Origin of the sequence: Rhizobium tropici CIAT 899 (genome assembly GCF_000330885.1) — a bacterium.
In the GTDB taxonomy this organism is placed as follows: Bacteria; Pseudomonadota; Alphaproteobacteria; order Rhizobiales; family Rhizobiaceae; genus Rhizobium; species Rhizobium tropici.
Window position 1 is genome coordinate 941386 of the sequence record NC_020059.1, and the last position, 25276, is coordinate 966661.

Genomic DNA, 25276 nt, shown 5'->3' on the forward strand with positions numbered 1-25276 from the left:
AGCGGCGTCCGGTTCAACGGATAATTGGAAGAAAGAATGACGGTCATCGACAATCACGAAGCGCTCGCGAAGCAAGGCGAAACCGGCCTGTCGGAAGCGGGTGCGCGCGATTATTTCGAGCTCCTGAAGCCGCGCGTGATGTCGCTGGTCGTCTTTACCGCCTTTACCGGCCTCGTATTGGCTCCCGGCCATATCAACCCCGTTCTCGGTTTCATCGCCATCCTCTGCATTGCGGTCGGCGCGGGCGCATCCGGCGCCCTGAACATGTGGTATGACGCCGATATCGATGCTGTCATGACCCGCACCAAGAGCCGGCCCATACCTTCGGGCCGTATCAATCCATCGGAAGCGCTGGCCTTCGGCCTCGTGCTGTCGGGCTTTTCGGTCGCGATCCTCGGTCTTGCGATCAACTGGCTTTCCGCCGGCATTCTCGCCTTCACGATTTTCTTCTATGCCGTCGTCTACACGATGTGGCTGAAGCGTTCGACGCCGCAGAACATCGTTATCGGCGGTGCGGCCGGCGCATTTCCGCCCGTCATCGGCTGGGCTTGCGTGACAGGCACCGTGCCGATGGAAAGCATCGTGCTTTTCCTCATCATCTTTCTCTGGACGCCGGCCCATTTCTGGGCACTGGCACTCTTCAAGATGGGGGACTACGAGGCTGTTGGCGTACCGATGATGCCGAATGCCTCCGGCATCCCGACAACGAAGAATCAGATCGTCGTCTATGCGGTGCTGACCGCCATCTTCGGTGTCGTGCCGGCTTTCATGGGCTTTGCGAGCTTCGGCTATGGCGTCGTTGCAGCGATGCTCGGCGTAATCTTCGTGCACTGTTCCATCGCCGTTTGGCGCATGGCCGATGACGACGTGAAGATGGTGCCGGCAAAGAAGCTCTTCGGCTTTTCCATTTTCTATCTCTTTGCGATCTTTTCCGCGCTGCTGATCGACCGGCTCGTTGCGGTGCTGGTGTCGGGTGGTGCCGGAGGCTGGCTATGATCGAGCTCGTCAAGTTGACCGAGGCGCAGAAGAAATCACGGCGAGGGCGCAACATCGCGCTCGGGCTGGTGCTTGCCGGTCTGGTGGTGCTGTTCTACGCAATCACCATCATCAAGGTCGGTTCCGGACACGTTTGAGGAGGCGTAATGGAGGGGGAGGTCACAAAAAGCACGAGGAACGGCGCCCGTAACAACGGGATGATCGTTGCCATGTGCCTGAGCTTCGTCGTCGGCATGAGCGCCATGTGCGCCGCCGCCGTGCCGCTCTATCGCATGTTCTGTCAGGTGACGGGCTATAACGGCACGACGCAGCGTGTCGAGCAGGTGTCGAACCTCATCCTCGACAAGCAGATCCAGGTTTCCTTCGACGCCAATGTCGCACCGGGCCTGCCATGGGATTTCAAGCCGCTGCAAAAGTCTGTAAGCCCGAAGATCGGTGAGACGGTCGAGGTCAAGTTCCAGATCGAGAACAAGTCGGACAAGATGGAGCGCGGCCAGGCGATCTTCAACGTCACGCCGCTCGAAGCCGGGGTCTATTTCAACAAGGTCCAGTGTTTCTGCTTCAATGAGACGGATCTGGCGCCCGGCGAAAAGCGCGAGATGTCAGTGGTTTTCTATGTCGATCCCGAGATCGCTAAGGCTCCGGAAACCAAGACGATCAACGCGCTGACACTATCCTATACCTATTATCCACGGGAAGGCGCAAAGCCCGTGGCATCCAATGACGGCGGTACGAAGCCGGTGGAAAAGAAACTTTGATGGAGAGTGCTTTTCGGTCTGACCGGAAGCAATATGGGAAAAAGTTATTCGGGGATTGCTGATATGGCCGAAGTGCATCAGAGAAAACACGATTATCACATCATCGAGCCCAGCGCGTGGCCGATTACCGCGGCCCTCGGGGCCTTCGTGATCACCTTCGGCGGTGTCTGCTTCATGCGTTACCTGAATGGTGGCGCGATGCATTTGTTCGGGATCAATTGGGCGCAGCCTTGGCTTTTCTTCATCGGCCTCGCGGTGATCCTCTACGTCATGTACGGCTGGTGGGCCGACACGATCAAGGAAGCGCATGAGGGTGCGCATACCCGAGTCGTCTCGCTGCATCTGCGCTACGGCATGATTATGTTCATCGCTTCCGAAGTGATGTTCTTCGTCGCCTGGTTCTGGGCCTATTTCGATGTCAGCCTGTTCCCGAACGAGGCGATCCAGGCATCGCGCACGGCCTTCCTCGGTGGCCAGTTTCCGCCGAAGGGCGTTGAGGTTCTCGATCCCTGGCACCTGCCGATCTACAACACCATCATCCTGCTGCTGTCGGGTACCACGGTCACCTGGGCTCACCATGCACTTCTGCACGGCGACCGCAAGGGACTGATCCAGGGCCTGACGCTCACCGTGCTGCTCGGCGCGCTGTTCTCCTGCGTCCAGGCCTATGAATATGCCCACGCTCCATTCGCGTTCAAAAACTCGATCTATGGTGCGACCTTCTTCATGGCGACCGGCTTCCACGGTTTCCACGTGTTGGTCGGCACGATCTTCCTGCTGGTCTGCCTGGTCCGCGCAATCCGCGGCGATTTCACCCCGAAGCAGCATTTCGGCTTCGAAGCCGCCGCCTGGTATTGGCATTTTGTCGACGTCGTCTGGCTGTTCCTGTTCTTCTGCATCTACATCTGGGGCAGCTGGGGCGCACCGCTCGCGGCGGGCTGATCGGTATCGATCTTTCGAAAACCAAAGGCGGGCGCTCGGCGTTAGCCTCTAATTGAAATGTGGAATGCTTTCTGTCGCAAAACTCTCACTTTGCGGGCGAGTTTTGCGACAGATTTTCCTCTGAGAATTCAGAGGTTCCGATTTTGTCACAAACTTAGGATTTTCGCGGCACTATCCAGCGCGCTTCACGCTCGCCAGTCCAGCAGCTGCAGCAAGGTAAAACGAGCCGGTAAGCCGATTCCGAATTGATCCGCGTGTTGCGAGAAACCACCGGAGATGATCGGCAAGCAGCGCCCAGCAACAGTCCAGAGCGGACGCGATCACGAGAAACGAAAAAGATAGCGCCAAGAGCTGCGGTCCGACATCGGCAGACGAAGAGATGAACTGCGGGAAAAACGCTCCATAGAACAGCAAGGTCTTTGGATTCGATGACGACACGAGGAAACCGCGAAGAAAGATCGACCTTGCTGATCGGGGCTCCGGCTTGACCTTTGTGAGATCAGCAGCAGGCGCGCGCCATGCTTGAACGCCTAGATATACGAGATAGGCAACGCCGCTCCAGCGAATCCATTCAAAAAGCTCTCCAGCTAACGCCAAGACACCCGTCATTCCAAGGATTGTAAACATCAGCTGTGGAACCATGGCCGTGCTCGTACCGGCGACGGTAATCAAGCCAAACTTTCGCCCATAGGCGATGGAGTTTGCGGTGATGAGCGCTACATTAGGCCCGGGTAGTATAATCAGAGCGACAGTTGCAGCGACAAATGCCACATATGATTCAAATGACATATTTTCTTCCCTCCGATTGTCGCGAAATTCCCGAGTTTTGCTCGATATCTTAGCCGGACTTTTGCGCCGTTCGAAAGTCAGGAGATTTGCGGCCTTTGCACTACACAGAAAAGATTACCGTCAGGGTCTTGCAAAACCACATAGTCAGCATTTTCCGGATACCGCCACGGGTATTGTTTCGCTCCGATTGTCAGCAAACGATTGACTTCCTCCTGCTGGCGATCGGTATAAAGGTCCAGGTGCAGCCAGCTTCTCCGCCAGCCACTTCGATCATGGGCCTGAAAGGAAACATTCGGGCCGTGGCCTTCAGGATCACGAAGCACAACCCAGTTATCGCTCACAGGCTCACGTGGGACGTAGTGCAAGGCTTCCTGCCAGAAGGCGACCATGCGCTCAAACTCACAGCAATGGATCACGATCGAGCCAATTTTGATCATTGTGGCTGCCTTCTTCGCGACATGGCGTGCTCTCGAGCGGAATAAGGTGACAGAGACTGTCACTAAAATCCCCTAAACCTGCGACACATTTTGCGACTGAAACCAGTGGCGTAACAAGTCTCAAGATTCTGCGACGGTATGATTGCCAGATTGCTGCCCCTCTGAAACGCCCATGCCATAGGGGTTCGGCAGCAGTATTTACTTGGATTCCACTTTAAGGCAGGGGCGGTGCTCAGCGCCCGCCTTTGTTTTGGCGCCTCAATCCCCTGAGGCAATCTTCTCGAATGCCGTCGGATGGGGCAAGTCTCTGGCGAGCAACTGCCGGATTCCCTCCGCACAGGCCTCCGGGCTTTTCACCGACGTATCGATTTCCAAATCGTAAATGCCGGGCCGATGGACATGGTCCTGCCAGGCAATGACCGGCGCCGGAACAGGCATGCCTGCCTCAACCTTCACATAAGTACCCTGTCTTTCCGGTCCCTCCGCCTGCCGCCGCCCCATCACGACGTCGAGCGGGCAGCGCACGCCGACGAATAAAACGGGCAGCCCTGCCAGAAGCCGGGCGCAATCGGGGAGAATGCCGAGCGGTTGCGAATAGCTGTCGTGATGACCGAATTCCGCGACCACATTCAATCCCATGCGGCTATGCGCGGCGATCGAGGCATAGAGTGCGGCATAAAGGCGCGCAACCAGCGGTTCGAGATTAGGGCGCTCGCCGCCGGGACGCAAGCCGATGCCCGGGCGATAGCGTGGAGGCGTGATATGCCGCACATAGGCATCGACGCCGAGATTGACCCACACGCCCTCGAAATCAGCCTGTATCACCTCGACGATGCTGCTTTTTCCGGATCGCGGCGCGCCATTGAGAATGATGATCTGACCAAGAGGCAAGCCTTCGCTGGTTGCCATGAATCCAATCCTTTCTGCATGCTTTTCCCGGGCTGCTGGCGCGGCGTATCCGCGCTTTTCGATTGGACGGACGCGCACATCGTGTTTACTGATAGTGACAGGGGCGAGATCGATAGGTTCGCCCGCAATGGCAGCCGATCGAGACAGAACTTTGACCTCAGAGCAAGACAAGACGTCGGACAAGACATCTCATAGTGATAGCGCTCTCTTTGCGCCCGTCGATCCATTCAAGGTCGGCATACAGGGATGTTGTCCGCGTTGCGGTCAAGGCAAGCTCTTCGATGGATTATTGTCGCTGAAGCCGCGCTGTGCCGCCTGCGATCTCGATTACGCCTTCGCCGATGCAGGCGATGGGCCAGCGGTCTTCGTCATCCTGATGGTCGGCTTTATCATCATCGGTTCGGTCTTGTGGATGCAGATCAATTATGCGCCGCCGATCTGGGTCTACATAGTGCTGTTCGCCCCGCTGACGATCATTCTTTCGCTATTGTCCCTGCGCTGGTGCAAGGGCATCCTGATCGCCCTGCAATATCGCAATAATGCAGCCGAGGGGCGCGTCCACCGTGACTGAGTCCACAGTGCCTGTGCGCCGCGCCAATCCCTTGTGGCAGATCGCCAAGGCGCTGCTTCTGCTCGTTGCCTTCGTCATTCTGATCGGGCTCGGTACCTGGCAGGTCGAGCGACTGCAGTGGAAGGAAGGTCTGCTGGCCGACATCGCTGCCCGCAAGGATGCACCCGCCATACCTTTGTCGGCGATCGAGACCGTGGCGGCATCCGGCGGCGATATCGAATATCGCGTCGTCGCGGCGACGGGCCATTACCTCAACGACAAGGAGCGGCATTTCCTCGCCACCCAAGATGGCGATCCCGGCTATCACATCTACACGCCTTTGCAGCTCAACGATGGCCGCTTTATTTTCGTCAACCGAGGCTTCGTTCCCACCGAGGCGAAGGACCCCGAAAAGCGCAAGCAGGGTGAATTGACCGGCGAACAGACGGTTACCGGTCTCGCTCGTGCGAAGCTCGTCGACCGGCCCGACGGCATGCCGGACAATGATCTCGGCAAGAACATCTTCTTCTGGAAGGATCTGGACGCCATGGCCTCCAGCATCGGCTTGCCGAAGGACAAGGTGCTGCCCTTCTTCATCGACGCCGACAAGACGCCCAATCCGGCGGGCCTGCCGATCGGCGGCGTCACCATCGTCGATCTGCCGAACAATCACCTGCAATATGCGGTGACCTGGTATGGGCTGGCAGCGGCGCTGGCAGCGATCGTCGCCATATCCTGGTGGCGCAAGCGCCATCCAGACGCACCCCGACAATAGAGGCATGCAATAGAATAGCTTCATTTCGATGAAATATTCGGCTAGAGCATGATCCCAAAAAGTGCGCAGAGGTTTTTGGATAAGACCATGCGTACTGAATGGAGCAGGCGGCAGGGCAGCCCTATCTATGGCTCAGCCATCGTCGCGCATTTCGGAAGAGATATGAACATAGCTGTTTCCAAACCTGACTTGACCATCCGGCTTTGCGGGCCGCGCGGCTTCTGCGCAGGCGTCGACCGCGCCATTCAGATCGTCGTTCTGGCACTGAAGGCCTATGGCGCGCCTGTTTATGTCCGCCACGAGATCGTCCATAACCGCTATGTCGTCGAAGGGCTGGAGGCCAAGGGCGCCATCTTCGTCGAGGAGCTGGACGAGATCCCGGCCGAGCATCGCGCCCAGCCTGTCGTCTTCTCCGCGCATGGCGTGCCGAAATCCGTGCCGGCCGATGCCGATGCGCGCAATCTCTTCTATCTCGATGCCACCTGTCCGCTGGTCTCGAAGGTGCACAAGCAGGCCATGCGCCACAATCGTCTCGGCCGCCACGTCGTGCTGATCGGCCATGCCGGCCATCCGGAAGTAATCGGCACCATGGGCCAGCTGCCCGAAGGCGCTGTGTCGCTGATCGAAACGGTCGAGGATGCCGACGTCTACGAGCCCGCCGATCCCGACAATCTCGGCTTCGTGACGCAGACGACGCTCTCGGTTGACGATACCGCCGGCGTGATCGCGCGGCTGCAGGAGCGCTTCCCCAATCTGACTGCACCGGCTGCCGATTCGATCTGCTACGCCACCACCAACCGCCAGGAAGTGGTGAAGGAGGCCGCTCCCGGTTGCGATCTCTTCATCGTCGTCGGCGCGCCGAATTCCTCCAATTCCAAGCGTCTCGTCGAAGTGGCGCTCCGGGCGGGGGCGAAGAAATCGGTGCTTGTGCAACGCGCCTCGGAGATCGACTGGGACAGTATCGGCGATATCAGAACCGTCGGCCTCTCGGCTGGTGCATCTGCGCCAGAAGTCATCGTCAACGAGATCATCGAAGCGTTCCGCGCCCGCTATAATGCCGTGGTGGAACTTGCTGAAACTGTGAAGGAAACCGAGAATTTCCTCGTCAATCGCGAGCTTCGCAGTATAGAGCTGACGACAGCAGACATGGCTTTCGTCAACGGCGAATAGCCGACCCAAGGCGCTCAAGTTCAGGACTGTTTCGTGGCCGTTTATACCGATATTACCGAAGACGATTTGAAGTGGTTCCTGACCGAATATGATGTCGGCGAGTTGCTCTCCTACAAGGGCATTGCCGAAGGCGTCGAGAATTCGAATTTCCTGCTGCACACGAGCCGCGATCCGCTGATCCTGACGCTTTACGAAAAGCGCGTCGACAAGGGCGATCTGCCGTTCTTCCTGGGGTTGATGCAGCACCTGGCGAGCCGTGGACTGTCCTGCCCGCTGCCTCTGCCGCGCCGCGACGGCGAATTGCTCGGCCATCTCTCCGGCCGTCCTGCCGCCCTGATCTCTTTCCTTGAGGGCATGTGGCTGCGCAAGCCCGAAGCGCATCATTGCCGCGAAGTCGGCAAGGCACTGGCCGCCATGCATATTGCCGGCGAGGGTTTCGAGATCCGTCGCTCGAATGCATTGTCGCTCGAGGGCTGGCAGGCGCTCTGGGAAAAATCAGAGGCACGCGCCGACGAAGTCGAAGCCGGCCTGCAGAACGAAATCCGCAGCGAACTCGATTTCCTTGGAAAGCATTGGCCGAAGAACCTGCCCGAAGGCGTCATCCATGCCGATCTCTTCCCGGACAATGTCTTCTTCTTGAGCGATACGCTGTCCGGCCTGATCGATTTCTATTTCGCCTGCAACGATCAGCTCGCCTACGATGTCTCGATCTGCCTGAATGCCTGGTGCTTCGAGAAGGATCACGCCTACAACATCACCAAGGGCATGGCGCTGCTCGAGGGCTATCAGAGCGTGCGGCCGCTGAGCACGGCCGAAATCGCCGCATTGCCGACGCTTGCCCGCGGCTCGGCCCTGCGCTTCTTCCTGACGCGCCTCTACGATTGGCTGACGACCCCGGCCGGCGCGATGGTCACTAAGAAAGACCCGATCGAGTATCTGCGCAAGCTGCGCTTCCATCGCCAGATCGCCTCATCAGCCGAATATGGGCTGAAGGCATGAAGCACGTCGATATTTTTACCGATGGCGCCTGCTCCGGCAATCCCGGACCTGGCGGCTGGGGGGCGGTGCTTCGCTATGGCGAGGTGGAGAAGGAGCTTTCCGGCGGCGAGGCGGAGACGACCAACAACCGCATGGAGCTGATGGCGGCGATCTCGGCGCTATCAGCCCTGAAGAGCCCATGCGAGGTCGATCTCTATACCGATAGCGTCTACGTCAAGGACGGCATCACCAAGTGGATTTTCGGCTGGAAGAAGAACGGCTGGAAGACCGCAGACAAGAAGCCGGTGAAGAATGCCGAGCTTTGGCAGGCGCTGGACGAAGCCTATAACAGGCACAAGGTGACGCTGCACTGGGTCAAGGGCCATGCGGGACACCTGGAGAATGAGCGGGCCGACGAGCTGGCGCGCAAGGGCATGGAGCCATTTAAGCGGAAGTAGAACCTTCTATCGTCCGCTCGCGCGATACGCAGCCGCTTTTAGGCCCGCAAGCATTGGACCGCCAACCGACAAGGATGCATAATGGAAATCCGCCCAGAGCAGCCGGGAGACGCCGAAGCGATCCGCCGTACAACGAAGATAGCCTTCGCCTCGATGAAGCACAGCAGTCAAACCGAAGCGCAAATCGTCGATGCTCTTCGCAATGCTGAGGCGCTGACGATTTCTCTCGTGGCGATCGAGGACGGAGACGTCGTCGGACATATCGCTTTCTCGCCGGTTACGATCGATGGAAAAGATTGCGGCTGGTATGGGCTTGGCCCGCTCTCCGTGACGCCTAGTCGCCAGAAACACGGCATTGGCGGTGCGCTTGTTCGCGAAGGTCTTTCTCGTCTGGCGAATATCGATGCCAAAGGCTGCGTCGTTCTTGGTGATCCGGATTACTACAAGCGTTTCGGTTTCGACAATGATCCCGGCCTGGTGCTCGATGGAGTGCCTGCCAGGTATTTCATGAGGCTGGTCCTGAATGGGGGCGCCGTGCTCTCGGGACGCGTCGACTATCATGAGGGCTTCAACGCGACTTGATGCTGGCTGTGACCGGAGCGGACAGCAGGACTTTCCCACGCTCATAGCCATCAAAGCGGATAGTTCGAATAGATCATCTTGAGACTTGGATCATTGGCGATGCTGACCGGAGTGACCAGGCTCTGGTTGAGAATATATCGGTAGCACTGATCGAAATCAAAACCGCGCTCCGTGCATTCGCTGTCGCGCTTCCATCGCGACTGGGCCAGCTTTCTGACAAGCATATTGTCGATGTTCAGCTCCGATATTTTCTGCACCTTGCCGATCTCCATACCTACGGCCTTGTAGGCGAGATAGGGCAATTCGCTGCAGTAGATCGCGTCGTTGTTGAAGGAGAAGAAAAGGTCGTAGGGTTTGCCGTAAAGCGTGCGGGAGTAGGATATGAGCCGCTGCGCCATCTCTGGCGTGAGGCGCTGATCGCGATATATCGCTGCCCGCTTCAGCAAGCCGCGACTGACCCATGCGTTTAGCGGCGTTTCTTTGACCTTCTCTGCGGCCTCAATGACTGTGATGGTACCGTGGTCATTCTTTATGATACCCATATGCGAAAAGGTCGAACCGGTCGCGAATATGATGGCGCTTGATTGATTGCTGGTCGATGTCTGAAAAATCAGATCACCATCCCTAAGCGGCGGATAATCGCCACCAGCAGTGGCATAGAGTGTTCCTGCAATAAGACAGGCGCACAGGATCGCGACGGCTATCAGCTTCTTCATGCCATCCCCGGCACCCATTGAAGTTTTCAATCAATTTGGCTTCTTGACGGAATATCTCTCGCTCAAAGATGGCATCTGAAAGGCCGGCCGCAAAACAGATGAGGATTTGGCGGCATCCCAGCGAGCATCATCGAACTCGATCAAGTCAGGATGTAATCGAGCGCGCTTCTCACTCTCGGCTTTTCGGAGACGGGCAATGGCAAGATCGGGCGCGGGGGATCGACCCTGCAAAGATCCAGCGCTTCGGCAATCGCAAACATGACGCGGAAGCTGCCGAACTCCTTGAACAGGCTCCACAGCGGCTGGAATTTTTGATCGAGCCGTTCGGCTTCAGCGGCGTCACCGGCTTGAGCAGCCCGTGTGAGCGCCAGCGCCTCGGCGGGCAGGAGGCCGGCGACCACGCTGTACCAGGCGTCGGCGCCGGCCAGCAGCCCGGCTGTCGCTCCCCAATCGCCGCTATAGCCGATGGCGAAACCCTTTGGCGTTTCCTGACGCAGACGCCCCATCTCCCCCTCGAAATCGCCTCCTTGCGGTAGAGGCATCTTTACCGCCACGATATTCGTCACCTTTGCCAGGCGGGCAATCAGACCATCGCTGAATGTGAATTTCGTCGTGCCGGGATTGTTGTAGATGCAGAGCGGCAGCTCGCCGGCCTCCCCGACTGCTGCAAAGTGCTGATAGACCTCTTCCTCCGTGAGTGGAGTATAGGATACGGGGGCCAGCAGCAGCCCATCCGCACCAGACGCCTTGGCATCGCGCGCCAATGCCTGTGCTTCGTCGGTTCGCAGCGCTCCAACCCCAACGATGACGGGGATCTTGCCGCCGACGCTGGTTGTTGCGGCCTGTACGGCCCGCCGGCGCTCGTCGCGTGACAGGAAGGCGTAGCCGCCCGTACTACCGAGCAACCCGATGGAATCAGCGCCGGCCAGTTGGATGCGTTCGAGCAGGCGGGCAAACACTACAATATCGACGTGTCCGGAAGCATCGGTCGGGGTAATCGGAAAGGCCGAAAGGCCAGTAAAGAGCGTCACGATTGTTTTCCTTCTCTGTCAGGCTCCGAACCGCGATAGCGCTCGAAAAGCAGAAGCTGAAATCGTCCTACGCTTAGCGGCGTGTGACTGTCCATGAATATGCCGCAGAAATCATACTCCGCGCAGCAGCTTGGTGGCGATCATCCACATCGTTAGGGCAATGAGCGTTTCCAGAATGCGCCAGGACGCGGGTTTCGCAAAGATCGGCCTCAGCCACCTCGCGCCAAAGCCGAGCGAAAAGAAGAACAGGAAGGAGCCCGTCATGGCACCCGTCGCAAATGAAGCCTCGTTCCCCGGAAATCGGGTCGAGATCGTGCCGAGCAATGCGACGGTATCGAGATAGACATGCGGGTTGAGCCAGGTGAGCGCCAGGCACATGACAAGCGTTTGCCGGAAGCTTGATGACTTCGCCTCTCCGGCAGCCAGCACAGCGGACGAACGAAAGGCGGAATAGAGGCTCCTGGCTCCGTACCAGATGAGGAAGGCTGCTCCAGCGTAGCGCATGACGGGATCGAGCCAGGGCAGCAGCGCGGAGATCTGGCGGAAGCTCGTCACCCCGAGCACGATCAGCGCTGCATCGGAAAGCGCGCATGCAAGGCACACGGCGAATACATGCTCGTTGCGAAGGCCCTGACGCAGGACGAAGGCGTTTTGCGCGCCGATCGCGACAATCAGGCTGAGCCCCATCATCAGGCCCGTCATATAAATCGAAAAATTCATCCTCGTCGAAATGCTCCAAAACCAGTGAGCATTTCCGGTATCGGCATATGAAGATTTAGGCTACTTAATGTTGCTAACCCTGATTAAGAAAAACTAATCCATGCTCGATTATTCCGCTCTCCGTGCCGTTTCCATGGTCGTCCAGACCGGCAGCTTCGAAAAAGCGGCAGCCCTTCTCAACGTCACGCCTTCGGCCGTCTCGCAGCGGGTGAAGCAGCTTGAAGAACGCCTGGGCATCGTCCTGATCGTCAGGGGCAATCCCTGCACCGCGACGGAAAAGGGTGATTGGCTCTGCCGCCATATGGAGAATGTCGGCATGCTGGAAGACGAGCTGTTCGGACGTTTGCCGGCACTCGTCGATCCCCACGAGCCCAAACAACGGGTTACGCTTCACATTGCCACGAATGCCGACAGTCTTGGGACGTGGTTCGTGGAAGCCATATCCGGTTTTGCCAAACGCTCTCCCTATCTGCTGAATATCGCCATCGACGACCAGGATCATACCGCCGAATGGCTGCAGCGCGGGCGCGTGATCGCGGCCGTCACCGGCCTGGAAAAGCCGATCCAGGGATGCCGGCGCATCTCCCTCGGCGCACTTCGCTACCATGCGACGGCAAGCCCCGCTTTCATTGCCCGGCATTTTTCAAAAGGTGTTACTCCGGAAGCGATCCAGAACGCGCCCGCCCTGACCTTCAACCAGAAGGACAGGCTTCAAAGCCGCTGGATACGCCAGACATTCGGGGAGGATTTTGCCTATCCGAGCCACTGGCTGCCTTCGACACAAGGCTTCGTCGATGCCAGCCTTGCAGGCATGGGATGGGGCATGAATCCCATCCAGCTTGTGCGGGAGCATCTGGAGGCCGGGCGCTTGGTCGAGCTGATCCCCGACACGCCACTGGACACTCCATTATATTGGCAGGTGAATCGTCTCGCAGCCGACCGGATTGCGGAATTGACACGCGAAATCACTGCCACAGCCAAAGCCCATTTGTCAGCGTGAGCTGTGCTCCGCGCTGAACGCGTTGCCATTCGCTTGGCTGCCGGAATGCAATGTTCGCGAATTGGTGCCTTGCCCGGTTGCCCTTTCCCTCTATGCTGCCGCCGACTTCCAGGGAGATTGCCTTATGATCCTGCATTGCGTTTTTCTTAGACTCAAGTCCGCCCTGACACAGGACGAGAAGGCGGCGCTCTTCGACTCCGTCGTCGCCCTACAGAAGGTCATCCCGGGCATTGTTGACGTGAAATATGGGCCGAACGTCTCGCCTGAGGGCCTGCATGGCGGCTTCGCCGATGGATTTGTCGTCACCTTCGAGAGTGTCGAAGCGCGCGATGCCTATCTGGTGCATCCCGATCATGTCGCCGTCGGCGAGCGGATCGTTTCGTCCACGGACGGCGGTCTGGCCGGCCTGATGGTCTTCGATTTCAACGTTTAAGCGGTGTGGTCGCAGGCAGTGTACGCCTGCGACCTCGATCGTTGAGCGATCAGCTCGACTTAGCCATGGCTGTGGCGAGTTGATCAACGTTATAACGGAACATTTTTTCGTAAGTCGAAGCCGGTCCGCTGGCCTTTGACAGCGATTCGACATAGAGCTCACCACCAGGCTCGGCGCCGGTTGCCTTGGCGACCTGCTTGACGAGGCGCGGATCGTTCGAGTTTTCGAAGAAATAGGTCTTTACATGCTCGGTCTTGATCTGCTCGATCAGCTGGGCGACCTTGGCAGCCGAGGCTTCCGTCTCTGTCGAAAAGCCAATCGGAGCAAGGAAGTTTACCTTATATTCGCGGCCGAAATAGCCGAAGGCGTCATGGCTCGTCAGCACCTTGCGGCGATCGTCGGCGATCTTGTCGAACTTGCTGTGGGCATAGGCATCAAGCTCGGTCAACACCTTGGTATAGCGCTCGGCATTGGCCTTGAAGTCAGCCGCATCTGCCGGATCCGCCGCAGAAAGCGCCTTCTCGATATTGGCGACCCAGACCTTCACATTGACCGGGCTGTTCCAGACATGCGGATCGGTGACCGTCCTGCCGTCATCGACCATCGTGCGGGTGTTGATGCCGTCTGAGGCGACCATAGGCGTTCCCTTGTAGCCGGATGCGCTGATGAGCCGATCCATCCAGCCTTCCAGCCCTTCGCCGCTGACGAAGACGACCTTGGCGGCGTTCAGCGTTTTGGCATCGGCCGGTGAGGGCTCGAATTCATGGGGGTCGCCGTTCGGGCCGACGAGGCTCGACACCTTCACATGATCGCCGCCGACATGCTTGACCACATCGGCAAGCACGGTGAAGGACGCCACCACATTGAGGGTTTCGGCGGAAGCCGGTGCGGCGACGCCGAAGGCAACGAAGGCCGTTGCTGCCGCCGAGAGAAGCAGTCTCTGTTTGTTCATGCGAGTCTCCTTGTTCGGATTAGCCCCGGAGATGGGGACGGGGGAAGAACCGCCGGGCAAGGCCCGAGGGTGCGAAGAGAATGGAGAAGCCGTAGATCAGGCTGGCGGTGATGATGATGGTCGGGCCGGAGGCGAATTCGAGATGGTAGGAGGCGATGAGGCCGACATAACCTGAAGCCATCGCCGTTCCTGTTGCGATCATCATCATGGCGGGCAGGCTGCGCGACCAGAGCTGCGCCACGGCCGCTGGCAGCATCATCAGCCCGACGGCCATCAGCGTGCCGAGCGCCTGGAAGCTGGCGACGAGATTGAGCACGACCAGCAGCAGGAACAGGAAATGATAGAGCGGCCCGCGCCCGCCGACGGCACGCAGGAAACCGGGATCGAAGCATTCCATGACCAGCGGTCGGTAGATGACGGCGAGCGCCAGCAGCGTCACTGTCGTGATCGCACCGATCTGGTAGAGAGCCGGCGCGTCGATTGCGAGGATCGTGCCGAAGAGCACATGCAACAGATCGATATTGGAGCCGCGCAGCGACACGATGAGGACGCCGAGCGCCAGCGAGGTCAGGTAGAAGCTGGCAAAGCTTGCATCCTCCTGCAGCACGGTCACCCGACTGACGAGGCCGGACAGCAGCGCTACCGAAAGGCCGGCCACGAGCCCGCCAAGCCCCATCGCCGTCAGCGACAGCGAGCCGGCGATGAGATAGCCGATGGCGGCACCAGGCAGGACGGCATGGCTCATGGCATCGCCCATCAGGCTCATGCGCCGGAGCATCAGGAAGACGCCGATCGGGCCGGAGCCGAGGCCGAGGCAGACGCAGGCAATCAGGGCGCGCCGCATGAAACCGTAGTCCGCAAAGGGTGCAAGGAAGATGTCGTAGACGGTCATTCGGCTGGCTCCCGCTTCACGAGGCCGCCTTCGTCATGCTCTTCTTCGGGCAGGCATGTCGCGGCCTCCTCATCCCAGCGCTCGGCCATGGCGCGCGCCTTGATGAGGTTCTTTGGGCTCATGACATCCTCCGTCCTGCCCCATCCCACGAGTTCGCGGGCGATCAGCAGTGTCTCGGGAAAATAGCTTCGCACCTGCTCGAAATCGTGCAGGACGGCGATGACCGTACGTCCCTCCCGGTTCCATCGCAGCACAAGGTCGAGAAGATCGCGCGTCGTGCGCTGATCGATCGCCGTGAAGGGTTCGTCCAGGAGAATCACGCGGGCATCCTGCAGCAGTAGCCGTGCAAACAGCACGCGCTGGAACTGCCCCGCCGAAAGCGAGCCGATATGCCTTTTTTCGAAGCCCGAAAGTCCGACGATGCCGAGCGCCTCTTGCGCCCGCTCGGCATCCTTGCGCGAGAACCGGCCAAAGGCGCCAGCATTCTTCCAGGCGCCGAGCATGACGGTATCGGCCACCGAAATCGGAAAGCGTCTGACGATATCGGCCGCCTGCGGCAGATAGCCGAAATCGTTGCGCGTCAGCGCCCCTCGATCGATCGACCCTTCCGCCGGCCGCAATTCGCCGACGATCGCCTTCAGCAGCGTCGATTTGCCGGCCCCGTTCGGCCCGGCAATTGCCGTCAGACTGCCGGCAGCAAAGCCGCCCGAGATGTGGTGAACGGCCGGATGGCGTTCATAGGTGACGGTGAGATTGTTGAGGCGGATGATATCGTTCATGCCAGCGCCACCGCCCAGCCAATCGCCGCCCAAAGCACTGCAATGCCAACCGCCACATAGGCCAGGCGCATCAAGGCCGAGCGTCCCATGAGGGACGATGCAAAGGGATCACGGTCGAAGGGCATTTCGGGGCTTTCGTTTATGTAATAACATAACGTGTAGTAGCCGACGAAATGCGGCAAAAAAGAGGCGGGCGGTGAACTGCCAGGAATTTGCGGTGAACAAGGCTGGAATATTTGCCGGTAATAATGTCCGCGCGTTATCGCCGCGACGCTTATCGTCCGTTGTATTTTCACGCGGTATCGAGCGACAAAGTTTACGACACGGGTAGGAGAGAATGTCATGAAGCTAAGGCTTGAGCTGTTTGTCGCCGATGTGACGGCGTCGATAGAATTCTATCGAGGGGCACTGAACTTCCAGGTGGTTGGCGAGACAAGCGAGCAATACACGATGCTCTCGAATGGCGAGGCTATCATTTCCGTCAACAAGCGGGAGGCTCTTGGGCCTGATCATCCACTTCGGGCTGTCAATGGCGAACGACCAGGTCTCGGTGTCGAAATCGTGTTGAGCGTTGGGGATGTGGAAAGTTTTTATGACGCCGCCAGAACCTGCGGCCATACGGTATCGGAGCTTGCCCTACAGCCATGGGGGTTGCGCGATTTCCGTATCGTGGATCCGGATGGTTATTATATCCGGGTAACAAGCAGTGAACTGACCCCCGAAAGTTGGACCACCAACATCGGGGGTTTTGCATGTCGAAATACAGCACGTCGTTCAAGCAGAGTGTTGTGGCGTTTTATGGCGGCGGCGCGCGCAGCCTGCAGGAGGTGAGTGCGTATTTTGGGATCGAGCATTCGACGGTGCGCACATGGGTTGCGATGCACGCGGCGCATGGAGTTGACGGTCTGGTCAGGAAGTTCGGCCACTACACTGCTGAGTTCAAGCTATCGGTTCTGCGCCGGATGTGGGAGGATGGGCTCTCTTACCGTCGGACGGCGGCGTTGTTCAACCTGCGCAATAAGAGTTGCCTGCCGGATTGGGAGCGCCGCTATAAGGCCGGTGGTATTGACGCCCTGATGCCACGTCGTCGAGGAAGGCCCCGATCGATGCCCGAGCCACCTGTGCTGTCCGACAAGACGGATGCCCCGCAGAGCGATGAGGCCAAGAGCCGCGAGGAACTCCTGGCGGAGCTGGCCTATCTGCGTATGGAGAATGCCTATCTAAAAAAACTGGAAGCCTTAACGCAGGCACGACAAGCGCCGACAAGACGCAAGCCGTCCAGGCGTTAAGGCCGCTCTATCCATTCGACGGTCTGCTGAAGCTTGCGGGCCTGGCCCGCAGCACGTTCTATTATCAGCAGAAGGTCTCGTCCCCGGCCGATCGGCATGTAGCGCTGAAGACCAGGATCAAAGCGATCTTCGAAGCCCATAAGGGGCGCTATGGCTATCGTCGGGTCACGGCTGCGATCCGCACCCTCGGGCAGACGGTCAATCACAAGACCGTCCAGCGTCTGATGATCGAGATGGGATTGAAGTCCCTGGTCCGGCCGAAGAAGTATCGCTCCTACAAGGGGCAGACGGGACGCGTGGCCCCGGACCTCCTTCAGCGGCAGTTCACCGCCGAGCGTATGCATCAGAAATGGGTGACGGACGTCACCGAGTTCAACATCGCCGGCCAAAAACTCTTCCTCTCGCCGGTCATGGACCTCCACAACGGCGAGATCGTTGCCTTCGAGACGGCTAGGCGGCCTGTCTTCTCGTTGGTCAAGAACATGCTGGACAAGGCCCTGGACCAACTCTGCAATGCCGAGAGGCCGATCCTGCATTCCGATCAGGGATGGCAATATCAGATGCCGGCCTGGGGCCAAATGCTTGAAAGCCGCAACATTGCCCAAAGCATGTCACGCAAAGGCAACTGCCTCGACAATGCCGCCATGGAGAGCTTCTTCGCCACCCTCAAATCCGAGTTCTTTTATCCCAACCACTTCGACAGCATCGAAAGCCTGCGTGATGGTGTCGAGGACTATATCCGATATTACAACAACGATCGCATCAGGCTAAAGCTTAAAGGGCTGAGCCCTGTTCAATACAGGACCCAGCCCTTAAATCAGCCAAGCCAATAAACCGTCCAACTTTACGGGGTCAGTTCACAGGTAGAAGAAATGAGGAGGGGCTTACATTTTACCTTTAGTTGGGAAAGGCCGGTTCAGGGCGCCCAGCCTTTCCAAATCCATCAAAATCTCAAAGCTGCTCCATCATCGCAGCGGCGCCCGAAACCGTCGCCTGACCGGGGCTTTCCTCGATGTTCAGCGTCTTCACCACGCCGTCTTCCAGCAGCATGGAATAACGCTTGGAACGAATGCCAAGGCCGCCGGCGGAAAGGTCGGCTTCAAGACCGAGCGCCTTGGTGAAGGAGCCGTCCCAGTCGGCGAGGAAATGGATCTTGCCGAGGCCACCGGACGATTGCGCCCAGGCGCCCATGACGTGCCAGTCATTGATGGAAACGACGGCGATGTCATCGATGCCCTTGGCAAGAATGGCGTCGCGGTTTTCGAGAAAGCCCGGCAGATGATTGAGCGAGCAAGTGGGCGTGAATGCGCCGGGAACGGCGAACAGCACCACGCGCTTGCCGGCAAATAGCTGCTCGGTGCTGATCTCGACCGGGCCGTCGGCGGTCTTTTCCTTGAAGGTGGCGGCAGGCAGCGTGTCGCCGATGGCGATGGTCATGGCTCTCTCCTTGGGTGGTGTTTCGGGGCGCTCGAATGGCCGCCGATGGCTTGAAGACGGTTCAGGGAACTATAGGCCGGGCCTATTCAAGTGCAAGGGTGGTTTCCATCGCCCGATCGCCATCGACGACGAGGATGCTCCAGCTCTTGCCCTTCGGATTATAATCCTTCGGCAGCTTGCCGATCTCGATATCGGCCGAGAAGGCGGTTCCCTCCCGCTTTGCATTCGCCTGCTGAAAGAACACATAGCCTGACGGCCCCGTGATGTAGATTTCAGGTGCCTTTCCACTCGCTTCCGGCAGCGTCAGCTGCAGCGAAAGGGTCTTGGCGTCGGCTGAGATCTGATGGCTCCGAATGGCGAAATCCGCGGAAGGGGCTTGGGGCAGCACCGCTTTCGCCGCATCGAGCAAGGCCAGCTCACGCGAGGTCGGCTGTGCATTGGCCGGCAAGGGCAGGGAGTATTCCGTCTGAAAAGGGATGCAGATATCCTTGCAGAGGCCGATGAAAGCCGTCAGCTCGAGCTTTTCCGGCGCCTTGCCGGCGACGCGAAGATCGAGTGGAAACGTCACCGGCGCGTCGTAGCCGATTTCCTGGATAGGGCCGACGCTGATCGGCTTCGGTACAGGATAGCCCGCCCTTTCCAATGTCACGCCGCTGCCGGGTGCCGGCGTTATTTGCGGCGGAATTCCACCCTGACCTGGCTCACGCCAGTAGGTGATCCAGCCCGGCTCCGGTTCGACCTGCAAGGCGGCGCGGATATGCCCTTCGGCGTCCGGCGCCAGCGCGATCAGACGCATTCTGCCGCCCTCATTGTCTACCCAGTCGCTCGTCGCGGCATGGACTGCCACGGCGCTGAAAAACAAAGCGGAGAGAAGGGCCGTCAGCCGGCCAACGGTACTGAATTCGATCATGCAACAAGGATTTAGCCGATTGAGCTGCCTGGAGCCAGCACGGCCGAAGAAGCAAATGATCATTTTCAGTTGATTGATTTATGACATTGCCCCATCTTGATTACAGGCGGTGCAGTTGCGGACTGCGGTCAGGAGGCACGATGTCCCTATCGACGCTGAAGAATAGACGCGAAAGAGGTTTTCTCGACGGTCAGTTCCTGATCGCCATGCCGGGCATGGAGGATCGGAACTTCCATCGAACGGTGATTTATATCTGCGCCCATTCCGATGCCGGTGCCATGGGCTTCGTCATCAATCGGGCTCAGAAGCTGACATTCACCGATGTCCTGCTGCATCTCGAAATGATCAAGGACGACGATGCCATCGTGCTGCCGCAGAGGGCGCGCGATTTCCCCATCCAGACCGGCGGCCCGGTCGAAAGCGGCCGCGGCTTCGTTCTGCATTCGGACGATTACATCAGCGACAGCAGCATTCCGGTCAGTGATGACATCAGCCTGACGGCGACGCTCGACATCGTGCGGGCGATTTCCAAAGGAAGCGGCCCGAAACGCGCCACCATGTTGCTCGGCTATGCCGGCTGGGGAGCCGGCCAGCTCGAAGCAGAGATCGGCAATAATGGCTGGCTGAACTGCCCGGCAAACGAAGAAATGATCTTCGATCGGAGCCTCGACAACAAATATGATCGTGCGCTGGCTCTGATGGGCATCAATCCTGCGATGCTGTCACTGCAGGCGGGCCATAGCTAAGCCGATTTGCGTTATCTTGGAACGAAATAGCTGAAGTGACGTTTTCCTGATAGAGCGACGGCAATTCCGCCGTCCCAGCCAAGGAGGCGTCAGACATGAGCAGCACGACCGACAAGGTGTCCGGTAAGGCGAACGAAATTGCCGGCAAGGCCAAGCAGATGGCCGGCAAGGCAACCAATGACAAAGAAATGCGCACCAAGGGCGCCGCGCAGGAAGCTAAGGGTAAAGTACAGACCGCCGTTGGCAAAGCCAAGGATAAGGTCAAGGGCGCAGTCGACCGGATGTGACTGCTTGAATTTTTCAAATCCATGGTCGCCGCTCCATCGGAATTGATGTTGTAGCGGCGATGTTGGGAGGAAGGGCCTGTTACGGAAACGTGGCAGGCTCTTTACTATCGGCCAATGATTTTTCGAGGGGAGACATGCGGCTTTTCACTTGTGACCATTGCGGCCAGCCCGTCCACTTCGATAACAGGCAGTGCGTGCGTTGCGGCCATAAGCTTGGTTTTATCCCCGACCGCTTGGCGATATACGCCTTGGAAGCTGAAAATGCTGTCAGCTGGCATCCGGTGTCCGAGCCGGCACAACACGTTCGGTTCTGCGCGAATGCCGAACTCGATATCTGCAATTGGCTGATTGATGCGGACGACCCGCAACCCTATTGCGTCGCCTGCCGGCACAATCGTCTCGTGCCGAACACCGGCACGGAACAGGGCATAGATCGCTGGCGGCGCATCAGTCAGGCGCAGCGGCATTTGTTTTATTCGCTCTTGCGCTGGAACCTGCCGCATCCCGACCGTCAGCAGGACCCCGAAGGTGGGCTCGTCTTCGACTTCCTTGAGGACGAGGTGCAGGGCAATACTGTGGTTCCGGCGATGACGGGTCATGAGGAGGGACTGATCGCCATCCGTGCCGCCGAGGCGGACGATGTCACGCGCGAACAGGCGCGCACCTCTATGAACGAGCCTTATCGCACTTTGCTCGGCCACTTCCGCCACGAGACCGGCCATTTCATCTGGAACAAGCTTGTCCGCGACCGCGGGCAATTCAATGCCTTTCGCGCCGTCTTCGGCGACGAGCGCGCCGATTATGGCGCAGCACTTCAGACTCACTACGAGAACGGGCCACCGGCGAATTGGCAGGAAAGCTTTATCAGCGCCTATGCCAGCTCCCATCCCTGGGAGGATTTTGCCGAATGCTTCGCGCATTATCTGCACATCGTCGATACGCTGGAAACGGCGCGCTCCTTCGGCGTGGTGATCGATCCCCATCGCTATCACGACATGGCGGCCGAGGTAGATTTCAATCCTTACAGGGCGGAAAGCGCCGAGCAGCTCGTCAGCGCCTGGATCCCTTTGAGCGTGGCGATCAATTCCATCCAGCGCAGCATGGGGCAGCCGGATTCCTATCCCTTCATTCTCTCGCCGCCCGTGGTCGCTAAGCTCGACCATATTAGGGAATTGATCGACAGCGCGTGATCGACACTCAGGCGCGCTTCGTCAGCGGAAAGCGTTCCTTCAGCAGGCGTATAACCGAATCCGAACCCATCGGCGGACCGAAGATGAAGCTCTGCCCGTAGCTGCAGCCGATCTTGGCGAGCTCCAGCGCATCCTCCTCCGATTCGATGCCTTCAGCGACCACGCGCATGTTGAGTTCACGCGCCATGGAGATGACCGAACGCAACAGAACCGCCTTCTTGTCGCTATCGTCGCGGACCATCGCCTTGTCGAGCTTGATCGTATCGAAGGGGAAACGGGTTAGGTAGGCGAGCGAGGAATAACCGGTGCCGAAGTCGTCGAGCGCCAGGCCGATGCCGGCATCCCGCAGCTTGTCGAGCACGAGCCGTGCCTGTTCCGGATTTTCCATCACCTGCGATTCCGTCAGCTCCAGCTTGATCCGGTGCGGATCGCAATGGGTTTTGGCGAGCAGTGCACGGATATCGTCGTAAAGCTCGTTGTTGAGCAGCTGAACGCTGGAAAGGTTGATGGAGACGAACAGCGGCAGGTCGCCGGTCTGTCGCTGCCATGCCATCAGGTCATTCGTTGCCTGCTCGAGCGCAAACATGCCAAGCGGGCCTATGATATCGGAAGCCTCGGCGATCGGGATGAATTCCGATGGCGGAATATTGCCGCGCTTTGGATGCTCCCAGCGCATCAGCGCCTCGAAGCCGGCAACCTCCGCATCTTCCAGTCGAACAATCGGCTGATAGACGAGCGAGAGTTCCTTGCGTTCGACGGCGCGACGCAGGTCGGTTTCCAGCTGAAGCCGGTCCGTGCCGAAGCTGCGGAAGGCTGGCTGGAAGGGTTCGACGCGATTGCCGCCGGCGCGCTTGGCGCGGTACATGGCGAGCTCCGCATCGCTCAGCATACCCGTCGCGTTCTCCTGCTGATCGACCCAGGATGTCAGCCCCACAGATGCCGTCAGGATGATCTCGCGGTTGGCGAAATTGATCGGTACCATGATCGCCTTGCTGATCGCATCGGCGAAGTCGGCGACCTTTGCCGGATCGCGTTCGGAAACAAGGATAAGTCCGAACTGGTCGCCCGAAAGGCGGGCGAGCGTATCCTGCGGTTTCATCAGCCGACGAAGACGCCGTGTCAGCGCGATCAGGATATTGTCACCAGCGGCAAAGCCAAGCGTATCGTTGACCAACTTATACCGGTCGATATCGATAACGATGACCGTCGGCCTGAGCTGATTGCCGTCCGAGGCAAGTGTTAGAACCGCCTGCAGGCGATCGAGGAAGACCTGGCGGTTCGGCAGTCCCGTGAGATTGTCGTGCACGGCGTCGTGCAGCAGCCGCTCGATCGAATTCTTCTGCTCGGTAATGTCGACGATCGTACCGACGCAGCGAATGATCTCGCCGTTGGAGCCAAGGACCGGCCGTGCGCGGATCGACAGCCAGTGAAAATGCCCGTCTTCGGCGCGAATGCGGAATTCATGGTTCAGCCGGCCGCGCCGATGTTCCAGAAGCACGTCGAGCGTCGCGCGGAAGCGGTCGCGATCGTCCGGATGCAGCCGCGGCAGCCAGTTGCGCGCAGCGCCATGCATGGTCCCAGGCGAAAGGCCGAGCTTCATCGAGATATCGGGCGTCGTCACCACGCGGTCGCGCGCCACGTCCCAATCCCAAACGGTATCGCCCGAACCTGTGAGCGCCAGGGATTGCCGTTCCAGATCCGAGAACAGGCCCTGCTGGAATGCGCCGCCGGCAAAGGCGTGCTGCATGACGGTGAAGCCGATCAGCAGGACGATGAGAACAAGGCCGCCGCCGAGTGCCGGCTGGATGATGTCGTTGTCGAGCTTGCCCATGACCGTCATCCAGGCCCCGAACAGCCAGACGAGGATCAGTGCCCAGGCGGGCACGAGCAAGATCGCGCGGTCATAACGGCTGAAGCCGAGATAGATGATAAGCAGCAGGCCTGCCGTCGCGGTCAGCGCCAGCGACAGCCGCGCAATGCCGGCCGCAATCGACGGATCGTAGATTGCCACACCGAAGAGCAGGGCAAGGCCGAGCACCCAGGCAAGCGTCACATAACCGAGATGGGCGTGCCAGCGATTGAGATTGAGATAGGTGAACAGGAAGATCACCAGGCTCGACGCGAGCGCCACCTCCGCACAGGCGCGCCATATTCGCTGGTCGCTGGACGTGATGCTGATGAGCTTGCCGAGGAAGCCGAAATCGACGCAGATATAGCCGAGCACCGCCCAGGCAAGCGCCGCCGTCGCCGGCAGCATCGAGGTTCCCTTGACCACGAAAAGAATGGTCAGGAACACTGCCAGCAGGCCGGCAATGCCGAGCACGATGCCGCGATAGAGCGTGAAGGCGTTGACCGTATCCTTGTAAGCGTTCGGCTCCCAAAGATAGAGCTGCGGCAGGTTTGGTGACGAAAGTTCGGCAACGAAAGTCACGACGGCGCCGGGGTTCAACGTGATGCGGAAGACATCGGCTTCGTCGCTCGGCTGACGATCGAGCGCGAACCCTTCGCTCGGCGTGATCGCGACGATGCGCTGCGAGCCGAGATCCGGCCAGAAGACTTTCGAATTCACCAGGCGGAAATGCGGGGCGACGATGACGCGCTCCAGCTGCTCTTCGGACACATTAGCCAGTGCAAATACGGCCCAGTCACCCTGATGGTTCGGCGAGGAGGATCGTACCTCAATGCGGCGTCGGATGCCGTCGGCGCCTGCGGCTGTAGAGACCTGAAAGGCTTCACCCTGATTGGTATAGATCTCCGTCGTCGCCGTCAGGTCGAGAGCGGTATCGTCGCGCGAGATCTTCACAGGCTCGGCTGCGTCGGCCACTCCGGTGAGCAGCAGCAACATCACGGCTGCGAGCGTTGCGATCAGCGCGCATAGCCGCCGGGCCATCGGCCACGTCTGCATCATTCCGGCGATCATCGCTGGTCGAAGCTTCGGTTCGGGTTGGTGTCGGATGCCAACCTTGAAAACATCACATGGTCGCGCCACTGACCGTTGATTTTAAGATAACCGCGCAAATGACCTTCCCGTTGGAAACCGGCTTTTTGCAAAAGCCGCATGCTACGCTCGTTATCCGGAATACAGGCTGCTTCAATTCGGTGCAACTCAAGTCCGGAAAAGATATAGGGTATAACCAACTGAAGTGCGGCGAACATATGGCCCTGACCGGAGTAGCGCTCGCCCATCCAATACCCGATCATGCAGCTCTGCGCGGCACCTCGGCGAATATAGCCGATCGTGATGCCGCCAACCAGCGTCGTGTTTTCCCGGAGAAAAATGAAGAGCGGTATGGCCTGGCCGGAGCTGTATTCCTGCTTGCCCCGAATGATGCGGGCCCGATAGGCAGCTTCGGTCAGCTCGTCATGTCGCCAGGTAGGCTCCCAAGGTTCGAGAAACCGGCGGCTTTCAGCCCGAAGCCTGTGCCATTGGTTGAAATCGGAGTAGCGCGGCAGCCGCAGCAAATAATTGTCGTTTTCGAGTTCAACCGCGTCCGAATGACGTGAGAGAAACCGAAAGACAGATTTTTGCATGCCGCCAAGCACTCCCCCG

General features: G+C 58.9%; 31 protein-coding genes. 17 read left to right on the forward strand and 14 right to left on the reverse strand.

Annotated elements, in window-relative coordinates:
• The first annotated feature begins 36 nt into the window (after nucleotides 1-36).
• The 4 genes from RTCIAT899_RS04520 (at nucleotide 37) to RTCIAT899_RS04535 (ending at nucleotide 2696) form a co-directional block, all read left to right on the forward strand.
• Nucleotides 37-996: a heme o synthase gene (locus tag RTCIAT899_RS04520; RefSeq protein WP_015339050.1), complete on the forward strand. Its 960-nt coding sequence runs from the start codon at nucleotides 37-39 to the stop codon at nucleotides 994-996.
• Entirely contained in the window at nucleotides 993-1133 is a 141-nt protein-coding gene (locus RTCIAT899_RS33745) for a hypothetical protein (RefSeq protein ID WP_015339051.1), read from the forward strand. The genes RTCIAT899_RS04520 and RTCIAT899_RS33745 overlap by 4 nt, the downstream gene beginning before the upstream one ends.
• Nucleotides 1134-1142: 9 nt before the next feature.
• Nucleotides 1143-1754 (forward strand): cytochrome c oxidase assembly protein, encoded by a 612-nt coding sequence (locus tag RTCIAT899_RS04530; RefSeq protein ID WP_041677261.1) that lies wholly within the window; start codon nucleotides 1143-1145, stop codon nucleotides 1752-1754.
• A 63-nt stretch (nucleotides 1755-1817) separates the two neighbouring features.
• On the forward strand, nucleotides 1818-2696 hold the full coding sequence (locus RTCIAT899_RS04535) for a cytochrome c oxidase subunit 3 (protein WP_041677819.1): 879 nt from the start codon (nucleotides 1818-1820) through the stop codon (nucleotides 2694-2696).
• Nucleotides 2697-2867: 171 nt separating this feature from the next.
• On the opposite strand, the gene RTCIAT899_RS04540 is transcribed toward RTCIAT899_RS04535, so the two are convergent.
• The 3 genes from RTCIAT899_RS04540 to RTCIAT899_RS04550 all read right to left on the reverse strand — a co-directional run bounded on the left by RTCIAT899_RS04540 (nucleotide 2868) and on the right by RTCIAT899_RS04550 (nucleotide 4831).
• Complete coding sequence (locus RTCIAT899_RS04540) at nucleotides 2868-3485, reverse strand: LysE family translocator (protein ID WP_015339054.1); 618 nt, start codon at nucleotides 3483-3485, stop codon at nucleotides 2868-2870.
• A 77-nt stretch (nucleotides 3486-3562) separates the two neighbouring features.
• Nucleotides 3563-3922 (reverse strand): VOC family protein, encoded by a 360-nt coding sequence (locus RTCIAT899_RS31840; protein WP_015339055.1) that lies wholly within the window; start codon nucleotides 3920-3922, stop codon nucleotides 3563-3565.
• Nucleotides 3923-4180: 258 nt separating this feature from the next.
• Nucleotides 4181-4831 (reverse strand): chloramphenicol phosphotransferase CPT family protein, encoded by a 651-nt coding sequence (locus RTCIAT899_RS04550; protein WP_015339056.1) that lies wholly within the window; start codon nucleotides 4829-4831, stop codon nucleotides 4181-4183.
• A gap of 151 nt (nucleotides 4832-4982) precedes the next feature.
• Between RTCIAT899_RS04550 and RTCIAT899_RS04555 the strand changes: the two genes are divergently transcribed.
• The 6 genes from RTCIAT899_RS04555 (at nucleotide 4983) to RTCIAT899_RS04580 (ending at nucleotide 9344) form a co-directional block, all read left to right on the forward strand.
• Nucleotides 4983-5402: a DUF983 domain-containing protein gene (locus RTCIAT899_RS04555; protein ID WP_015339057.1), complete on the forward strand. Its 420-nt coding sequence runs from the start codon at nucleotides 4983-4985 to the stop codon at nucleotides 5400-5402.
• Nucleotides 5371-6156 (forward strand): SURF1 family protein, encoded by a 786-nt coding sequence (locus RTCIAT899_RS04560; RefSeq protein WP_081598364.1) that lies wholly within the window; start codon nucleotides 5371-5373, stop codon nucleotides 6154-6156. The genes RTCIAT899_RS04555 and RTCIAT899_RS04560 overlap by 32 nt, the downstream gene beginning before the upstream one ends.
• Nucleotides 6157-6318: 162 nt before the next feature.
• On the forward strand, nucleotides 6319-7326 hold the full coding sequence (gene ispH / locus RTCIAT899_RS04565; RefSeq protein WP_015339059.1) for a 4-hydroxy-3-methylbut-2-enyl diphosphate reductase: 1008 nt from the start codon (nucleotides 6319-6321) through the stop codon (nucleotides 7324-7326).
• Nucleotides 7327-7359: 33 nt separating this feature from the next.
• Nucleotides 7360-8325, forward strand: coding sequence for a homoserine kinase (locus RTCIAT899_RS04570; RefSeq protein WP_015339060.1), 966 nt, complete (start codon nucleotides 7360-7362; stop codon nucleotides 8323-8325).
• On the forward strand, nucleotides 8322-8762 hold the full coding sequence (gene rnhA, locus RTCIAT899_RS04575) for a ribonuclease HI (RefSeq protein WP_015339061.1): 441 nt from the start codon (nucleotides 8322-8324) through the stop codon (nucleotides 8760-8762). Before RTCIAT899_RS04570 ends, rnhA begins: the two co-directional genes overlap by 4 nt.
• Nucleotides 8763-8843: 81 nt before the next feature.
• A complete protein-coding gene (locus tag RTCIAT899_RS04580; protein WP_015339062.1) occupies nucleotides 8844-9344 on the forward strand; it encodes a GNAT family N-acetyltransferase in 501 nt (166 codons plus the stop codon).
• A 50-nt stretch (nucleotides 9345-9394) separates the two neighbouring features.
• Here RTCIAT899_RS04580 and RTCIAT899_RS04585 read toward each other — a convergent pair whose 3' ends face one another.
• From RTCIAT899_RS04585 to RTCIAT899_RS04595, 3 genes are all read right to left on the reverse strand, one after another.
• Nucleotides 9395-10060, reverse strand: a complete 666-nt coding sequence (locus RTCIAT899_RS04585) for a YiiX/YebB-like N1pC/P60 family cysteine hydrolase (protein WP_041677821.1) — start codon at nucleotides 10058-10060, stop codon at nucleotides 9395-9397.
• Between the two features lie 140 nt (nucleotides 10061-10200).
• Entirely contained in the window at nucleotides 10201-11091 is an 891-nt protein-coding gene (locus RTCIAT899_RS04590) for a dihydrodipicolinate synthase family protein (RefSeq protein WP_015339064.1), read from the reverse strand.
• Nucleotides 11092-11202: 111 nt separating this feature from the next.
• Nucleotides 11203-11811: a LysE/ArgO family amino acid transporter gene (locus tag RTCIAT899_RS04595; RefSeq protein WP_015339065.1), complete on the reverse strand. Its 609-nt coding sequence runs from the start codon at nucleotides 11809-11811 to the stop codon at nucleotides 11203-11205.
• 100 nt (nucleotides 11812-11911) lie between these two features.
• Here RTCIAT899_RS04595 and RTCIAT899_RS04600 point away from each other — a divergent pair, with 100 nt between their 5' ends.
• Nucleotides 11912-12811 carry a LysR family transcriptional regulator ArgP gene (locus RTCIAT899_RS04600; RefSeq protein ID WP_015339066.1) on the forward strand — a complete coding sequence of 300 codons (900 nt, stop codon included), beginning with the start codon at nucleotides 11912-11914 and terminating at the stop codon, nucleotides 12809-12811.
• Nucleotides 12812-12935: 124 nt separating this feature from the next.
• Nucleotides 12936-13244 (forward strand): Dabb family protein, encoded by a 309-nt coding sequence (locus tag RTCIAT899_RS04605; RefSeq protein WP_015339067.1) that lies wholly within the window; start codon nucleotides 12936-12938, stop codon nucleotides 13242-13244.
• 49 nt (nucleotides 13245-13293) lie between these two features.
• On the opposite strand, the gene RTCIAT899_RS04610 is transcribed toward RTCIAT899_RS04605, so the two are convergent.
• From RTCIAT899_RS04610 to RTCIAT899_RS33670, 4 genes are read right to left on the reverse strand one after another with little or no spacing between them, the layout of a single operon-like run.
• A complete protein-coding gene (locus RTCIAT899_RS04610; RefSeq protein ID WP_015339068.1) occupies nucleotides 13294-14196 on the reverse strand; it encodes a metal ABC transporter solute-binding protein, Zn/Mn family in 903 nt (300 codons plus the stop codon).
• Nucleotides 14197-14215: 19 nt separating this feature from the next.
• A complete protein-coding gene (locus RTCIAT899_RS04615; protein WP_015339069.1) occupies nucleotides 14216-15088 on the reverse strand; it encodes a metal ABC transporter permease in 873 nt (290 codons plus the stop codon).
• Nucleotides 15085-15867, reverse strand: a complete 783-nt coding sequence (locus RTCIAT899_RS04620) for a metal ABC transporter ATP-binding protein (RefSeq protein WP_015339070.1) — start codon at nucleotides 15865-15867, stop codon at nucleotides 15085-15087. Before RTCIAT899_RS04620 ends, RTCIAT899_RS04615 begins: the two co-directional genes overlap by 4 nt.
• Nucleotides 15864-16163, reverse strand: coding sequence for a hypothetical protein (locus tag RTCIAT899_RS33670; RefSeq protein WP_135488290.1), 300 nt, complete (start codon nucleotides 16161-16163; stop codon nucleotides 15864-15866). Before RTCIAT899_RS33670 ends, RTCIAT899_RS04620 begins: the two co-directional genes overlap by 4 nt.
• A gap of 46 nt (nucleotides 16164-16209) precedes the next feature.
• Here RTCIAT899_RS33670 and RTCIAT899_RS31845 point away from each other — a divergent pair, with 46 nt between their 5' ends.
• Together RTCIAT899_RS31845 and RTCIAT899_RS32820 are read left to right on the forward strand one after the other, a co-directional pair.
• A complete protein-coding gene (locus RTCIAT899_RS31845) occupies nucleotides 16210-16698 on the forward strand; it encodes a VOC family protein (RefSeq protein ID WP_015339071.1) in 489 nt (162 codons plus the stop codon).
• Nucleotides 16620-17989 (forward strand): IS3 family transposase gene (locus RTCIAT899_RS32820; protein WP_376766910.1). Its coding sequence is split into 2 segments (ribosomal slippage): nucleotides 16620-17097 and nucleotides 17097-17989, totalling 1371 coding nucleotides; the frame shifts between segments, so codons are not numbered across the junction. The genes RTCIAT899_RS31845 and RTCIAT899_RS32820 overlap by 79 nt, the downstream gene beginning before the upstream one ends.
• A 118-nt stretch (nucleotides 17990-18107) precedes the next feature.
• On the opposite strand, the gene RTCIAT899_RS04640 is transcribed toward RTCIAT899_RS32820, so the two are convergent.
• Entirely contained in the window at nucleotides 18108-18593 is a 486-nt protein-coding gene (locus RTCIAT899_RS04640) for a peroxiredoxin (RefSeq protein WP_015339074.1), read from the reverse strand.
• A gap of 82 nt (nucleotides 18594-18675) precedes the next feature.
• Complete coding sequence (locus RTCIAT899_RS04645) at nucleotides 18676-19503, reverse strand: protein-disulfide reductase DsbD domain-containing protein (protein WP_015339075.1); 828 nt, start codon at nucleotides 19501-19503, stop codon at nucleotides 18676-18678.
• Nucleotides 19504-19643: 140 nt separating this feature from the next.
• Here RTCIAT899_RS04645 and RTCIAT899_RS04650 point away from each other — a divergent pair, with 140 nt between their 5' ends.
• The 3 genes from RTCIAT899_RS04650 (at nucleotide 19644) to RTCIAT899_RS04660 (ending at nucleotide 21726) form a co-directional block, all read left to right on the forward strand.
• The gene (locus RTCIAT899_RS04650; RefSeq protein ID WP_015339076.1) at nucleotides 19644-20249 is read left to right on the forward strand and encodes a YqgE/AlgH family protein; all 606 of its coding nucleotides are present in this window, start codon (nucleotides 19644-19646) and stop codon (nucleotides 20247-20249) included.
• Nucleotides 20250-20344: 95 nt separating this feature from the next.
• Entirely contained in the window at nucleotides 20345-20536 is a 192-nt protein-coding gene (locus tag RTCIAT899_RS04655) for a CsbD family protein (protein ID WP_015339077.1), read from the forward strand.
• A 134-nt stretch (nucleotides 20537-20670) separates the two neighbouring features.
• Nucleotides 20671-21726: a zinc-binding metallopeptidase family protein gene (locus RTCIAT899_RS04660; protein ID WP_041677266.1), complete on the forward strand. Its 1056-nt coding sequence runs from the start codon at nucleotides 20671-20673 to the stop codon at nucleotides 21724-21726.
• A gap of 7 nt (nucleotides 21727-21733) precedes the next feature.
• Here RTCIAT899_RS04660 and RTCIAT899_RS04665 read toward each other — a convergent pair whose 3' ends face one another.
• Nucleotides 21734-24646, reverse strand: coding sequence for an EAL domain-containing protein (locus tag RTCIAT899_RS04665; RefSeq protein WP_015339079.1), 2913 nt, complete (start codon nucleotides 24644-24646; stop codon nucleotides 21734-21736).
• Nucleotides 24643-25257, reverse strand: a complete 615-nt coding sequence (locus RTCIAT899_RS04670; RefSeq protein WP_015339080.1) for a GNAT family N-acetyltransferase — start codon at nucleotides 25255-25257, stop codon at nucleotides 24643-24645. Before RTCIAT899_RS04670 ends, RTCIAT899_RS04665 begins: the two co-directional genes overlap by 4 nt.
• Between the last annotated feature and the right edge of the window lie 19 nt (nucleotides 25258-25276).

Bases quoted from the DNA above. Each gene is read 5' to 3' on its own strand.
- RTCIAT899_RS04580 (WP_015339062.1), top strand. From the start codon at position 8,844: ATGGAAATCCGCCCAGAGCAGCCGGGAGACGCCGAAGCGATCCGCCGT.
- RTCIAT899_RS04670 (WP_015339080.1), bottom strand. From the start codon at position 25,257: ATGCAAAAATCTGTCTTTCGGTTTCTCTCACGTCATTCGGACGCGGTT.
- RTCIAT899_RS04665 (WP_015339079.1), bottom strand. From the start codon at position 24,646: ATGATCGCCGGAATGATGCAGACGTGGCCGATGGCCCGGCGGCTATGC.
- RTCIAT899_RS04650 (WP_015339076.1), top strand. From the start codon at position 19,644: ATGTCCCTATCGACGCTGAAGAATAGACGCGAAAGAGGTTTTCTCGAC.
- RTCIAT899_RS33745 (WP_015339051.1), top strand. From the start codon at position 993: ATGATCGAGCTCGTCAAGTTGACCGAGGCGCAGAAGAAATCACGGCGA.
- rnhA (WP_015339061.1), top strand. From the start codon at position 8,322: ATGAAGCACGTCGATATTTTTACCGATGGCGCCTGCTCCGGCAATCCC.
- RTCIAT899_RS04560 (WP_081598364.1), top strand. From the start codon at position 5,371: ATGCAGCCGAGGGGCGCGTCCACCGTGACTGAGTCCACAGTGCCTGTG.
- RTCIAT899_RS31845 (WP_015339071.1), top strand. From the start codon at position 16,210: ATGAAGCTAAGGCTTGAGCTGTTTGTCGCCGATGTGACGGCGTCGATA.
- RTCIAT899_RS04660 (WP_041677266.1), top strand. From the start codon at position 20,671: ATGCGGCTTTTCACTTGTGACCATTGCGGCCAGCCCGTCCACTTCGAT.
- RTCIAT899_RS04605 (WP_015339067.1), top strand. From the start codon at position 12,936: ATGATCCTGCATTGCGTTTTTCTTAGACTCAAGTCCGCCCTGACACAG.
- RTCIAT899_RS04600 (WP_015339066.1), top strand. From the start codon at position 11,912: ATGCTCGATTATTCCGCTCTCCGTGCCGTTTCCATGGTCGTCCAGACC.
- RTCIAT899_RS04640 (WP_015339074.1), bottom strand. From the start codon at position 18,593: ATGACCATCGCCATCGGCGACACGCTGCCTGCCGCCACCTTCAAGGAA.
- RTCIAT899_RS04520 (WP_015339050.1), top strand. From the start codon at position 37: ATGACGGTCATCGACAATCACGAAGCGCTCGCGAAGCAAGGCGAAACC.
- RTCIAT899_RS31840 (WP_015339055.1), bottom strand. From the start codon at position 3,922: ATGATCAAAATTGGCTCGATCGTGATCCATTGCTGTGAGTTTGAGCGC.
- RTCIAT899_RS04615 (WP_015339069.1), bottom strand. From the start codon at position 15,088: ATGACCGTCTACGACATCTTCCTTGCACCCTTTGCGGACTACGGTTTC.
- ispH (WP_015339059.1), top strand. From the start codon at position 6,319: ATGAACATAGCTGTTTCCAAACCTGACTTGACCATCCGGCTTTGCGGG.
- RTCIAT899_RS04655 (WP_015339077.1), top strand. From the start codon at position 20,345: ATGAGCAGCACGACCGACAAGGTGTCCGGTAAGGCGAACGAAATTGCC.
- RTCIAT899_RS04595 (WP_015339065.1), bottom strand. From the start codon at position 11,811: ATGAATTTTTCGATTTATATGACGGGCCTGATGATGGGGCTCAGCCTG.
- RTCIAT899_RS04540 (WP_015339054.1), bottom strand. From the start codon at position 3,485: ATGTCATTTGAATCATATGTGGCATTTGTCGCTGCAACTGTCGCTCTG.
- RTCIAT899_RS04620 (WP_015339070.1), bottom strand. From the start codon at position 15,867: ATGAACGATATCATCCGCCTCAACAATCTCACCGTCACCTATGAACGC.
- RTCIAT899_RS04535 (WP_041677819.1), top strand. From the start codon at position 1,818: ATGGCCGAAGTGCATCAGAGAAAACACGATTATCACATCATCGAGCCC.
- RTCIAT899_RS04585 (WP_041677821.1), bottom strand. From the start codon at position 10,060: ATGAAGAAGCTGATAGCCGTCGCGATCCTGTGCGCCTGTCTTATTGCA.
- RTCIAT899_RS04530 (WP_041677261.1), top strand. From the start codon at position 1,143: ATGGAGGGGGAGGTCACAAAAAGCACGAGGAACGGCGCCCGTAACAAC.
- RTCIAT899_RS04550 (WP_015339056.1), bottom strand. From the start codon at position 4,831: ATGGCAACCAGCGAAGGCTTGCCTCTTGGTCAGATCATCATTCTCAAT.
- RTCIAT899_RS04610 (WP_015339068.1), bottom strand. From the start codon at position 14,196: ATGAACAAACAGAGACTGCTTCTCTCGGCGGCAGCAACGGCCTTCGTT.
- RTCIAT899_RS04645 (WP_015339075.1), bottom strand. From the start codon at position 19,503: ATGATCGAATTCAGTACCGTTGGCCGGCTGACGGCCCTTCTCTCCGCT.